Raw genomic sequence first — 14,709 nt, forward strand, 5'->3', positions numbered from 1 at the left:
CGACAAATTAGGTTGAATGATAATGATTGTCAATTGAGAAAGAGAATTAATGCGCCTCAAAGGTGCGTTTTGCGAACTGCGACACGCTGCCGCACGCCTGCCCCGTTGGCGATCAACGCCGACCACTAATTATTCACCCACTCCAACCGTTCCTCTTGGTGAATGGCAGCGCCCACACAGCCCAAATTTTTTGCAGGAAACCCCATGACCGACTCGTTTGAACGTCCAGGCAATCTGGTCCAAGCCCTCCAGCGCCGCGCGGCACTGACGCCGGATCGGGTGGCCTTGCGTTTTCTTGCCGAATCCCGGGATCAGACGGTGGTGCTCAGCTACCGCGAGCTGGATGAGCGGGCGCGAGTGATCGCCGGGGCGTTGCAGCAGCAAGCTGCACGGGGTGATCGCGCGGTGCTGCTGTTCCCGAGCGGTCCGGATTATGTCGCGGCCTTTTTCGGTTGCCTATATGCGGGTGTGATTGCGGTGCCTGCCTATCCGCCGGAGTCGAGCCGGCGTCATCATCAAGAGCGCCTGTTGTCGATCATTGGCGATGCCGAGCCGAGCGTGCTGCTGACCTGCACCCATCTACGCGATGCCCTGGTGCAAATCGAAGGGGCGCCGCGGTTGCTGTGCGTCGACACCCTGGACCAGTCGTTGGCCAAGCATTGGGTTGCACCGGATCTGCAGGACCAGCACATCGCCTTCCTGCAATACACCTCCGGCTCCACGGCGTTGCCCAAAGGCGTGCAAGTCAGCCACGGCAATCTGGTGGCCAACGAGATGCTGATTCGTCAGGGCTTCGGCATCGACCTGAACCCCGACGATGTGATCGTCAGCTGGCTGCCGCTCTATCACGACATGGGCCTGATCGGTGGCTTGCTGCAGCCGATTTTCAGCGGCGTGCCTTGCGTGCTGATGTCGCCGGCGTACTTTCTCGGGCGGCCGTTGCGCTGGCTCGAGGCGATCAGTGAATACCGCGGCACCATCAGCGGCGGGCCGGACTTTGCCTATCGCCTGTGCAGCGAGCGGGTCAGCGAATCGGCTGTGGAGCGGCTCGACCTCAGCGGCTGGCGAGTGGCATATTCCGGTTCCGAGCCGATTCGCCTCGACACCCTGCAACGCTTCGCCGAGAAATTCGCGGCCTGCGGTTTCACTGCAGATTCCTTCATGGCCTCGTACGGATTGGCGGAAGCCACGCTGTTCGTTGCCGGCACTCCGCGCGGCCAGGGTATCGGCAGTCTGCGAGTCGACGACCAGGCACTGGCCGGCAATCGTGTCGAGCCCGGAGCGGGCACTGCGGTCATGAGTTGCGGCGTGAGTCAGCCGGGCCACGCGGTCAGGGTGGTCGATCCGTCGGCGCTCACCGAACTCGCCGACAACCGGGTGGGCGAAGTCTGGGCCTCGGGGCCAAGCATCGCCCACGGCTACTGGCGCAATCCCGAGGCCAGCGCAGAGACCTTCGTCCAACGAGATGGCCAGACCTGGCTGCGCACCGGCGACCTGGGTTTTCTGCGCGGCGGTGAACTGTTCATCACCGGGCGCCTGAAAGACCTGCTGATCATTCGCGGCCACAACCTGTACCCGCAGGACATCGAGCAGACCATCGAGCGCGAAGTCGAGGTAGTGCGCAAGGGGCGTGTAGCGGCATTTGCGGTGACAGTCGACGGTCTCGAAGGCATCGGCATCGCCGCGGAAATCAGCCGCAGCGTGCAGAAAATCCTGCCGCCCGCAGCGTTGATCAAAGCCATTCGCCAGGCCGTGGCCGAAGCGTATCAGGAGGCGCCGGGTGTGGTGGTGTTGCTCAATCCAGGGGCGCTGCCAAAAACTTCCAGCGGCAAGCTGCAGCGTTCGGCCTGTCGCAGTCGCCTGGGGCAGGGTAGCCTCGACAGCTATGCCCGGTTCCCGTCCAATTCCCTGCTCAACGAGTCAACAGGCGACAGCACTTGCGAACTGCAGGGCCTGATTGGACAGATTTGGGCGGAGCAATTGCAGGTCGAGCAGGTTAGTACCGACGATCACTTCTTCCTGCTGGGCGGCAATTCCATTGCCGCTACCCAGGTGATCGCCCGCCTGCGTGAAGCATTGCAACTGGAGCTGAACCTGCGCTTGCTGTTCGAGGCGCCGACCCTGGGCGCGTTCACCGAAGCCGTGCTCTTGCAGCAACAGGACGGCGGCCTGGCCCAAGGCGCGATAACCAGCCTGTCACGTCGTGAAGCGCTGCCGCAGTCCCTGGCGCAGAACCGTTTGTGGATCACCTGGCAGCTCGATCCCGAGAGCAGCGCCTACAACATTCCTGGCGGTTTGCGCCTGCGCGGCGAGCTGGATGAGGACGCCCTGCGCGCCAGCTTCCAGCAACTGATCGAACGGCATGAAGCTCTGCGCACACGCTTCTTCGAGCGTGACGGCGTGGCGTTGCAACAGGTCGACGACGCCCATGAATTCAACTTGCAGGTGATCGATATCAGTCACCTGCCCCAGGCCGAGCGCGAAGCCCGCGCGCAGCAGATTCGCGAGGACGAAGCGCGTACCCAATTCGATCTGGAGCAGGGGCCGCTGTGGTGGGTGACCCTGGTGCGCCTCGATGACGAGGAGCATCAACTGCTGGTAACGATGCACCACATCATTGCTGACGGTTGGTCGCTGAACGTGCTGATCGACGAGTTCTCCCGGGTTTACGCGGCCGCTTCCCAAGGACAGACCACAATGCTCGCCGCCTTGCCAACCCAGTACGCCGACTACGCCAGCTGGCAGCGGCAATGGCTGGCGCGAGGTGAGAGTGAGCGGCAGCTGGCCTACTGGAAAGCAAAACTGGGCGATGAGCATCCGACCCTGAATCTGACCACCGATCACCCGCGCTCGGCGCAGCACCTGCGCAGCGCAGCGCGCCATGGTGTGAAGCTGGATGCGGCGCTGAGCGATGCCATTCGCCGAACCGCCCTCGCGCACCAGGCGACGCCATTCATGCTGCTGCTCGCTGCTTTCCAGAGCCTGTTGCATCGCTACAGCGGTGATCGGGACATCCGCATCGGCGTGCCCAACGCCAACCGGCCGCGCCTGGAAACCCAGGGACTGATTGGCTTCTTCATCAACACTCAGGTGATGCGCGTCGAGCTTGATTCGCGCTTGCCCTTCGTTGAACTCCTAAAGCAAACCCGGCATGCGGCATTGGGGGCTCAATCCAATCAGGACCTGCCGTTCGAGCAGTTGCTGGAAGCGTTCCCCCAAGCTCGCGAGCAGGGGCTGTTCCAGGTCATGTTCAACCACCAGCAGCGTGACCTGAGCGCCCTGCGTCGGCTGCCGGGCCTGCTGGCGGAGGAGCTGCCGTGGCACAGCCGCGAAGCCAAGTTCGACCTGCAACTGCACAGCGAAGAAGACCAGAAAGGTCGCCTGAGCCTGTCCTTCGACTACGCCAGCGAACTGTTCGACGCCACGACTATCGAGCGCCTGGCCGAGCATTATTCAAACTTGCTGCGCGCTATTTGTGAGCAGCCGGATACCGCAATTGGCGACCTGCATCCGCTGACCTCGGGCGAACATGCGCAACACTCCAAGTGGGGCGTGGCGCCTTGCACACCGGCTTCGGTGTGGCTGCCGGAACTGCTCAACGAACAGGCACGCCTGACACCCGAGCGCACGGCGCTGGTCTGGGAAAACGGCAGCCTGGACTTCGCCGATCTGCACAGCCAAGCCAATCGCCTGGCCCACTACCTGCGCGACAAAGGTGTCGGCCCGGACGTCTGCGTGGCCATCGCTGCCGAGCGTTCGCCGCAGTTGCTGATCGGCCTGCTGGCCATTATCAAGGCCGGCGGAGCCTACGTGCCACTAGACCCGGATTACCCGGCTGAGCGTCTGGCTTTCATGCTCGCCGACAGCGGAGTCGAACTGCTGCTGACCCAGACCGGATTGCTCGAATGCTTGCCGGCCACCACGGGCGTGAGTGTGATTGCCATGGATGCATTGCACCTGGAAAGCTGGCCGAGCCACACACCAGGGCTGCACCTGCACGGCGACAACCTGGCCTATGTCATCTACACCTCGGGCTCGACCGGCCAGCCCAAGGGCGTCGGCAATACCCATGCGGCCCTGGCCGAACGCCTGCAGTGGATGCAGGACACCTACCGTCTCGACGACAGCGACGTGCTGATGCAAAAGGCGCCGATCAGTTTCGACGTGTCGGTGTGGGAGTGCTTCTGGCCGCTGGTCACCGGTGCGCGATTGCTGCTTGCCGGACCGGGCGAACATCGCGATCCCCAGCGCATCACCCAGCTGGTGCAACAGTTCGGCGTAACCACCTTGCACTTCGTACCACCGCTGCTGGCGTTGTTCATCGACGAGCCGCTGAGCAGCGGATGCACCAGCCTGCGCCGGTTGTTCTCTGGCGGTGAAGCCCTGGCAGCCAACCTGCGTAACCGGGTGCTGACGCAGCTGCCGGCGGTGCAACTGCACAACCGGTATGGCCCGACTGAAACCGCGATCAACGTCACACATTGGCACTGCACTCGCGCCGACGGCGAGCGATCGCCGATTGGTCGACCGCTGGGCAACGTGCTGTGCCGGATACTCGACGGTGAACTCAATCCGGTTCCGAGCGGAGTCCCCGGCGAACTTTGCATCGGTGGCCTGGGCCTGGCGCGCGGTTACCTGGGTCGCTCGGGCCTGACCGCCGAGCGCTTCGTGGCCGATCCAATGGGCGAGCCTGGGGCGCGTCTGTACCGAACCGGCGACCGGGCACGCTGGAACGCAGAGGGGGCGATCGAATACCTCGGGCGGCTCGATCAGCAGGTCAAATTGCGTGGGTTCCGCGTCGAGCCGCAGGAGATCGAAGCACGCCTGCTGGCCCAAAACGGAGTCGCCCAGGCCGTGGTGCTGGTGCGCGAAACGGTCGCGGGTCCACAGCTGATCGGCTACTACACCGGGCATGACGCCGAGGACATGGAAACGCAGAGCGCACGGCTGCTCCGCGCATTGGCGGCTGAACTGCCGGAGTACATGGTGCCGGCGCACCTGATGCGCCTGGAGGTAATGCCCCTGAGTCCCAGCGGCAAGCTCGACCGCCTGGCCCTGCCGGAGCCGCAGTGGCAGGTGCGCGAACATGTTGAGCCGGTGACCGTGCTGCAGCAGCAAATCGCCGCGATTTGGCGCGAGGTCCTCGGTCAGGCACAGATCGGCCTGCGCGATGATTTCTTCGCCCTCGGCGGTCATTCGTTGCTGGCCACGCAGATCATTTCCCGCACCCGCCAGGCGTGTGACATGGAGCTGGCGCTGCGGGTGCTGTTCGAGAACAGTGAGCTGGGCGCCTTCGCTGAGCAGGTGCGGCTGATCCAGGCCAGCGGCAGCATCAATCGGCAGCCGCCAATCGAGCGAGTCGATCGCAGCCAGCCGGTGCCTTTGTCCTATTCCCAGCAGCGCATGTGGTTCCTCTGGCAGATGGAGCCAGACAGCCCGGCCTACAACGTCGGTGGCATGGCACGATTGCGCGGGGCGCTGGATGTCGAGCGCTTCGATGCCGCGCTGCAGGCGCTGATTGTGCGCCACGAAACCCTGCGCACCACCTTTCCGAGTGCCGACGGAGTGGCCCGGCAACAGGTTCATGCGCAATCCGCCATGCGCCTGGAATGGCAGGACTTCAGCACGCTGGCGGCTGATGAGTGCATGCGGCAGGTGCAGCGTCTGGCGGACGACCAGGCGCATCAACCCTTCGACCTGGAACGCGGGCCGTTGCTGCGCGCCTGCCTGGTCAAGACCGCCTTGGACGAGCATTACCTGGTGCTGACCTTGCACCACATCGTTACCGAAGGCTGGGCCATGGACATCTTCGCCCGGGAGCTCAGCGCACTGTACGAAGCGCTGGTCGATGGTCGCGAATCGCCGCTGGCGGCGCTGCCGGTGCAGTACCTGGACTACAGCGTGTGGCAGCGCCAGTGGCTGGAATCTGGCGAGCGCCAGCGGCAGCTCGACTACTGGACCGCACAGCTGGGCCATGAACATCCGCTGCTGGAGCTGCCCGCCGACCGTCCTCGGCCGCCGGTGCAAAGCCATCGCGGCGAGCTGTTCCGTTTTGATCTGAGTGACGAACTGGCGGCACGGGTGCGCGCGTTCAATGCGCAAAACGGCCTGACCCTGTTCATGACCATGACCGCTGCGCTGGCCGTTCTGCTCTATCGTTACAGCGGCCAGACCGACCTGCGCATCGGCGCGCCGGTGGCCAACCGGATCCGTCCGGAGAGCGAGGGGCTTATAGGCGCCTTCCTCAACACCCAGGTATTGCGCTGCCAGCTGGATGGACAGATGTCCATCGGCGAATTGTTCGAGCAGGTTCGGCACACGGTGATCGAAGGACAGTCCCATCAGGATTTGCCGTTTGATCATCTGGTGGAAGCGTTGCAGCCGCCGCGCAGTGCCGCCTATAACCCGCTGTTCCAGGTGATGTGCAACGTGCAGCGCTGGGAGTTCCAGCAGAAACGCAGCCTGGCCGGGATGACCGTCGAGTACCTGGCCAACGATGCCCGTGCGACCAAGTTCGACCTCAATCTTGAAGTCACCGAGCTTGACCTGCGCCTGGGTTGCTGCCTGACCTACAGCACTGACCTGTTCGACGAACCGCGCATCGCGCGCATGGCCGGGCATTGGCGCAACCTGCTGGAAGCGCTGCTGACCGATCCGCAACAGCGCTTGAGCGAGTTGCCGCTGCTGGCCGCCGATGAGCAGCAAGACCTGCTCGACAGCCTCGGCGTCGAGCCGGGTGAACATCGTCTGGACCAGTGCATTCATCAGCTGTTCAGCGAGCAGGCACTGCTGCGCCAGGACGCACCGGCGCTGACCTTCGGCGGGCAAACCCTGAGTTACGCCGAGCTCGATGGCCGGGCCAATCGCCTGGCCTGGATGCTCCGCGAGCGCGGAGTCGGCCCGCAGGTGCGAGTCGGCCTGGCGCTGGAGCGCTCACTGGAAATGGTGATCGGCCTGCTGGCGATCCTCAAGGCCGGTGGCGCCTACGTGCCGCTCGACCCGGAATACCCGCTGGACCGATTGCACTACATGATCGAGGACAGCGGCATCGGTCTACTGCTCAGCGACTCGGCGATGTTCAAGGCGCTTGGCGATCTGCCGGCCAGTGTCGCGCGCTGGTGTCTTGAGGAGGACTGCGCCGCACTGGCCGATTATCCGGCCAGCGAGCCACCCTCTATCAGTTCGCCGCAGCATCAGGCGTACCTGATCTACACCTCGGGTTCCACCGGCAAACCCAAGGGCGTGGTGGTGTCTCACGGCGAAATCGCGATGCATTGCCGCGCGGTGATCGAGCGCTTCGGCATGCGTTCCGATGACTGTGAACTGCATTTTTATTCGATCAACTTCGACGCCGCCACCGAGCGCTTGCTGGTGCCGTTGCTCTGTGGCGCCCAGGTCGTGTTGCGGGCGCAGGGGCAGTGGGACGCGCAGGAAATCTGCGAGCTGATTCGTCGGCACCACGTCAATGTGCTCGGCTTTACCCCCAGCTACGGCAGCCAGTTGGCGCAGTGGTTGGCCAGCCGCAACGAAACTCTGCCGGTGCGCATGTGCATCACCGGTGGCGAAGCTTTGACCGGCGAACACCTGCAGCGCATTCGGTGGGCGTTCAAGCCGAAGCTGTTTTTCAATGCCTACGGCCCGACTGAAACCGTGGTCATGCCCTTAGCGTACTTGGCGCCCGAACAGCTGGAAGAGGGCCTGGGCAGCGTACCGATCGGCAGTGTGATCGGCGCTCGCGTGGCCTGTATCCTCGACGCCGACCTGGCGCTGGTACCGCCGGGCGCAACGGGCGAGTTGTACATTGGCGGCGCCGGGCTGGCCCAGGGTTATCACCAGCGCCCGGGCCTGACTGCAGAGCGTTTCGTCTCCGATCCGTTTGCTGCCGACGGCGGGCGCCTGTATCGCACTGGAGATCTGGTGCGCCAGCGTGACGATGGGCTGGTCGAGTACCTCGGGCGTATCGATCATCAGGTGAAGATTCGCGGTTTCCGCATTGAACTTGGCGAGATCGAAAGCCGCTTGCTGGAGCATGAATCCGTGCGTGAAGCGGTGGTGCTGGCACTCGATGCGCCGAGTGGCAAGCAGCTGGTCGGCTACCTGCTGACGTCGGTGGCTGAAGAAGATGAAGCGCAACAGGCGAGCTTGCGCGAATCGCTCAAGGCCCACCTCAAATCGCAACTGCCGGACTATATGGTGCCGACGCAGTTGGTCCTGCTGGCGCACTGGCCGCTGACGGCCAATGGCAAGCTCGATCGCCGTGGGCTGCCGGCACCGGATCCTGAGCAGAATCGTCAGCACTACGTGGCGCCGAGCGACGAGCTGGAGCAGACCCTCACCGCTATCTGGGGGGAAGTACTCAACGTGCAGCAGGTCGGTCTCAACGACAACTTCTTTGAGCTGGGCGGCGACTCGATCCTGTCGATCCAGGTGGTCAGCCGCGCGCGCCAGCAGGGCATTCACTTCAGTCCGCGGGACCTGTTCCAGCACCAGACCGTGCAAACCCTCGCGGCGGTCGCCACGCGCAGCGGGCTGGTGCTGGCCGAACAAGGACTGCTCAGCGGTGAATCGCGTTTGACGCCGATCCAGCACTGGTTCTTCGACAGCGAAATCCCCGAGCGCCAGCACTGGAATCAGGCCCTGTTGCTGCAGCCGACCGAATCGTTGGAGCCGCATCGCCTGGAGCAGGCACTGCTGGCGGTGATCGAACAGCATGATGCCTTGCGACTGCGCTTCAAGGATGTGGCCGGCGCCTGGCGTGCCGAGCATCAGTTCGATTCTGAAACTCCAGTGCTCTGGCAGGTGCGGGTCAACGCCATGGAGCAGTGCACTGCGCTGTTCGCCGATGCCCAGCGCAGCCTCGACCTTGAACGCGGGCCGTTGCTGCGGGCGTTGCTGGTCGATGGTGCGCAGGGCCAGCAGCGCTTGTTCATTGCCATTCACCACTTGGTGGTGGACGGAGTTTCCTGGCGCGTGCTGCTGGACGATGTGCAGACGGTTTACCGCCAATTGAGCACCGGGAAGCCGCGCAAATTGCCCGCGAAAACCAGTTCCTTCAAGGAGTGGGCCGCACGCCTGCAAGCCTATGCCGGCAGTGAATCCCTGCGTGAGGAGCTGGGCTGGTGGCAGGCGCATCTCGCGGGCCCCGATATCGCGTTGCCGTGCGCCCGTGCAGACGGTGGACGCCAGCAGCGTCACGCCCGGACGGTCAGCGTGCGCCTCGATGGCGAACGCACTCGGCAGCTGCTGCAGCAGGCACCGAGCGCTTATCGAACCCAGGTCAACGACCTGCTGCTAAGCGCGCTGGCCCGGGTACTGTGTCGCTGGAGCGAGCAACCATCGGCGCTGATTCAACTGGAAGGGCATGGCCGTGAAACCCTGTTCGACGACATCGACCTGACCCGGACCGTTGGCTGGTTCACCAGCGCATTCCCGTTGCGCCTGACTCCGGCGCAGGGCCAGGGCGACTCGATCAAGGCGATCAAGGAACAACTGCGCGCCGTGCCGCACAAGGGCCTGGGATATGGCGTGCTGCGCTATCTTGCCGATGACGCTTGCCGCCAGGCCATGACGGCTTTGCCACAGGCGCAGGTCACCTTCAACTACCTGGGCCAGTTCGACCAGAGTTTTGCTGACGGCGGCCTGTTCCGTCCGCTGGATGAACCGGTCGGTGCGGCCCACGATCCCAAGGCGCCGCTGCCCAACGAGCTAAGCGTCGACAGCCAGGTGTATGGCGGTGAGCTGGTGCTGCGCTGGACTTTCAGCAGCGAGCGCCACGACCCACAGACCATCGCCGAGCTGGCCCATGCCTACCTCGAAGAACTGCAGGGCCTGATCGAACATTGCCTGGGCGATGATGCCAGCGGCCTGACGCCGTCGGATTTCCCGCTGGCGAAACTCACCCAGCCGCAGCTTGACGCGCTGCCTGTGCCCGCTGCACTGATCGAAGATGTCTACCCGCTGACGCCGATGCAGGAGGGCATGCTGCTGCACACTTTGCTCGAACCGGGCACCGGCCTGTATTACATGCAGGACCGTTACCGCATCAACAGCGAGCTCGATCCGCAGCGTTTCGCCCAGGCCTGGCAGGCGGTGATCGCTCGTCATGAAGCCCTGCGCGCGTCGTTCTGCTGGAACGTCGGCGAAGACATGCTGCAGGTTATCCACAAGCCGGGCAGCACGCCGATCGAGTATGAGGACTGGACGTCGGTGGCCGAAGCCGAGCAGGAATCGAAGCTGCAGGCGTTGCTTAAAAGCGAGCGCGAGGCAGGGTTCGATCTGCTCAACCAGGCGCCGTTCCACCTGCGCCTGATTCGCGTGGGCGCGGCGCGTTACTGGTTCATGATGAGCAATCACCACATCCTGATCGATGCCTGGTGCCGCTCGTTGCTGATGAACGATTTCTTCGAGATCTACTCGGCCCTTGGTGAAGGTCGCGAAGTCCAGCTGGGCCTGCCAACGCGCTATCGCGACTACATAGGCTGGCTGCAGCGCCAGAGCCTGGACGAAGCCCGGCAATGGTGGAAAAACAATCTGCAGGGTTTCGAACGCACCACGCCGATTCCCAGCGACCGACCGTTCCTGCGCGAACATGCCGGTGCCAGCGGCGGCATGCGGGTCGGCGACCGCTACACTCGCCTGGATACCCAGGACGGCGCGCAACTACGGCAACTGGCCCAGGCCCATCAGTTGACCATCAACACCTTCGCCCAGGCGGCGTGGGCCCTGGTATTGCGGCGCCTGAGTGGCGATCGCGACGTATTGTTCGGCGTCACCGTGGCCGGGCGCCCGGTAGAGATGCCGGCGATGCAACACACCGTCGGGCTGTTCATCAACAGCATCGCACTGCGGGTGAAAATGCCCGAAGAGCATCAGCGTTGCAGCGTTCGCCAATGGCTCGGCGAATTGCTCGACAGCAACATGCAGCTGCGCGAGTACGAGTACTTGCCGCTGGTGAGCATTCAGGAAAACAGTGAGCTGCCTAAGGGCCAGCCGCTGTTTGACAGCCTCTTCGTGTTTGAAAACGCACCTGTTGAAGTCTCGGTGCTGGACCGCGCGCAGAGCCTCAATGCGACGTCCGATTCCGGCCGTACCCATACCAACTTCCCACTGACGGCGGTGTGTTATCCGGGCGACGACCTGGGTTTGCACCTGTCGTACGACCAGCGTTTCTTCGACGAGTCAACGGTCGAACGCATGCTCGCCGAGTTCAAGCGCTTGCTGCTGGCGCTGGTGCAAGGGTTCCATGATGACATGGCGGACTTGCCGCTGCTGAGTGGCGAAGAGCAGGACTTCCTGATCCACGGTTGCAACCAGAGTGCGCATGAATATCCCCTGGAGCAGGGCTACGTTGCCCTGTTCGAAGCGCAGGTGACCGCGCATCCGCAGCGAGTGGCTGCCAGTTGCCTGGGTCAGCGGCTTACTTATGCCGAACTGAACCGCTGCAGTAATCGTCTCGGTCATGCACTGGTGGCTGCCGGGGTCGGGCTGGATCAGCCGGTGGCCTTGCTGGCCGAGCGCAACCTGGATCTGCTGGGCATGATCATTGGCAGCTTCAAGGCGGGCGCCGGTTATCTGCCACTGGATCCAGGCCTGCCGGCTCAGCGCCTGAGCCGCATCATCGACCTCAGCCGCACGCCGTTGCTGGTGTGTACTCGGGCATGTCATGAACAGGCAGTTGCACTGCTCGACTCCTTCAGCGATGCGCAGCGCCCGAAGTTGCTGGTCTGGGAAGAAGTGCAGGCGAGCGCGGTCTCGACATTCAATCCGGGGATCTACAGCGGGCCGGATAACCTCGCCTATGTGATCTATACCTCCGGTTCTACCGGCCTGCCCAAGGGCGTGATGGTCGAGCAGCGCGGCATGCTCAACAACCAGTTGAGCAAGGTGCCGTACCTGGATCTTGGTGACGCCGATGTGATCGCGCAGACCGCTTCGCAGAGCTTTGATATTTCCGTCTGGCAGTTCCTCGCCGCGCCGCTGTTCGGTGCGCGGGTGGACATCGTTCCCAATGCCATCGCCCATGATCCGCAAGGGTTACTGGCGCATGTGGCGGCGCAAGGCATCAGCGTGCTGGAAAGCGTGCCGTCGCTGATCCAGGGCATGCTCGCCCAGGAGCGCATGAGTCTTGACGGTTTACGCTGGATGTTGCCGACTGGCGAAGCCATGCCGCCAGAGTTGGCTCACCAATGGCTGCTGCGCTACCCGCACATCGGCCTGGTGAATGCTTATGGCCCGGCGGAATGCTCGGATGACGTGGCGTTATTCCGCGTTGATAGGGCGTCGACCCGTGGCAGCTATCTGCCGATCGGCACGCCGACCGACAACAACCGTTTGTACCTGCTCGATGGCGCGCTGGAGTTGGTGCCGCTGGGCGCAGTGGGCGAGTTGTGCGTCGCTGGCACGGGGGTTGGGCGCGGCTATGTGAGTGATCCGCTGCGTACCGTCCAGGTGTTTTTACCCGACCCGTTTGGCGCGCCGGGGGAGCGTCTGTATCGCACTGGCGACCTGGCGCGGCGACGCAGTGACGGGGTGCTGGAGTATGTCGGGCGTATCGATCATCAGGTGAAAATTCGCGGCTACCGCATTGAGCTGGGTGAAATCGAGGCGCGTCTGCACGAACAGTCAGAGGTTCGCGAGGCCGCCGTCGGGGTGCAGGAGGGCGCCAATGGCAAGCATCTGGTGGGTTATCTGGTGGCTGGCGATTCGTCGCTCAATCCGGGGGAACGCCTGGAGCGCATCAAGCATCGACTGCGCGCCGAGTTGCCGGAATACATGGTGCCGCTGCACTGGCTGTGGCTGGAGCGAATGCCGCTGAATGCCAATGGCAAACTTGATCGCAAGGCGCTGCCGGCGCTGGAGATCGGCCAGTTGCACAGCCAGGATTACCAGGCGCCGAGCAACGAGCTGGAGCTGACGTTGGCGCAGATCTGGGCCGACGTGTTGAAGGTTGAGCAGGTGGGTGTGCGTGACAACTTCTTCGAGCTGGGTGGGCATTCTTTGCTGGCGACTCAGATCGCTTCGCGGGTTCAGAAAACCTTGCAGCGTGATGTGCCGTTGCGGGCCATGTTCGAGTGCAGCACGGTTGAGGAGCTGGCCGCCTATATCGATGGATTGGCGGCGAGCGCGATTACCGGGGAGAAGGTGGATCGGTTGAATGATCTGATGGCGGAGCTGGAGGGGCTGTGATTGCTGTCGCTGAGCTGAGCTGATCTGGCTGGAGGTATGCGTTCACCCTGTAGGAGCTGCGTAGGAGCTGCCGAGAGAAACGAGGCTGCGATCTTTTGATCTTGCATTGTGTACATATCCGTTATTGCGGTAACGGCTTCCATTGGTTCCGCTTTTACAGCGGGTCACTTGGAAGAGCGCCAAGTAACCAAGCGCTTTCTGCCCCACCACTCGGCACCTCGCCTGGGCTCGGTGTGCCCGAACGCAGGCATTGCTCCGCGGGTCGCTGCGACGGGCCATCCATGGCCCAACGCAGCTAAACCGGCATCCTTGCCGGTTTACCCGCTCCACAATACCTGCGTTCGGCCAGCGTGGTTAATGGGGCGTCCGCGATCAACAACCGGGCCGTGGCGGCCTTCGGGCCGACCAAGGCATCAAGCCGGCGCGCTGCGCTGGTTTTTGCTTGTGCACATTCTTTGGATTCTAAATTATTCCTGTGGACGGTGAGAGCTGTGGGAGCAAAGCTTGCTCGCGATGGCGGCGTCCCAGTCGCCATCAATGTTGGATGACATTCAGTCATCGCGAGCATGCTTTGCTCCCATCGTCAGGACTCCTGCGCAGCCGGGCCAATCTGCACTTTTGTCACACTTCCCACATTGACTGACCACTCCCGTCAGCAGAGCCTGCTCCCTCGACTCTTACCTGGGAACTCCCCCAATGCCCTTCGTAACAATTGACGGACAACCTCTTCACTACACCGATCAAGGTACCGGCCCGGCACTGCTCCTCGCTGGCAGTTACCTGTGGGATCAGGCCATGTGGGCACCGCAGATTGCCGCTTTGTCGCAGCAGTATCGCGTGATTGCCCTCGACCTTTGGGGGCACGGGCAATCCGGCCGGCTGCCGGATGGCACCACCTCTCTGGACGACATTGCACGCCAGGCGCTGGTGCTGCTGGATCACCTGGATATCCAGCGCACTACGCTGATCGGACTTTCGGTCGGCGGAATGTGGGGGGCGCGTCTGGCCTTATCGGCGCCGCAGCGGATCAACGGGCTGGTGCTGATGGACACTTATGTGGGGAGCGAGCCGGAACCGACTCGGGAATATTATTTCTCGTTGTTAAAGCAGATCGAAGAGGCTGGTGCCGTCACCCCACAGCTGCTGGATATCATCGTGCCGATCTTCTTCCGCCCCGGCATTGATCCGCAGTCGCCGCTTTACCAGGATTTCCGTGCAGAATTGGCCGCACTGCCATCCAATCGACTGCGCGAAAGCATCGTGCCAATGGGGCGGATAACGTTCGGCCGTGAAGACCTGATGCCAAGATTGAGTGAACTGGACCCTGACCGCACGCTGGTGATGTGCGGCGACCAGGACATCCCTCGACCATCTCACGAAAGCCGGGAAATGGCCGAGGTGATTGGTTGCCCTTGCGTGCTGGTGCCTGAGGCGGGACACATTTCCAATCTGGAAAATCCCGACTTCGTCACGGAGAAGCTGTTGGGCTTTCTGCGCAAATCCAGCTGACCATCATCCGGGTTT

At 63.1% G+C, this 14,709-nt stretch carries 2 protein-coding genes; both read left to right on the forward strand.

The window, feature by feature from the left end:
• Positions 1–204: 204 nt before the first annotated feature.
• Positions 205–13,185, forward strand: coding sequence for a non-ribosomal peptide synthetase (locus tag ACYZTK_RS23300; RefSeq protein WP_462011970.1), 12,981 nt, complete (start codon positions 205–207; stop codon positions 13,183–13,185).
• Positions 13,186–13,881: 696 nt separating this feature from the next.
• Positions 13,882–14,694, forward strand: coding sequence for an alpha/beta fold hydrolase (locus ACYZTK_RS23305; RefSeq protein ID WP_462011971.1), 813 nt, complete (start codon positions 13,882–13,884; stop codon positions 14,692–14,694).
• Positions 14,695–14,709: the final 15 nt, after the last annotated feature.

The organism is Pseudomonas sp. LB3P31, assembly GCF_054897945.1.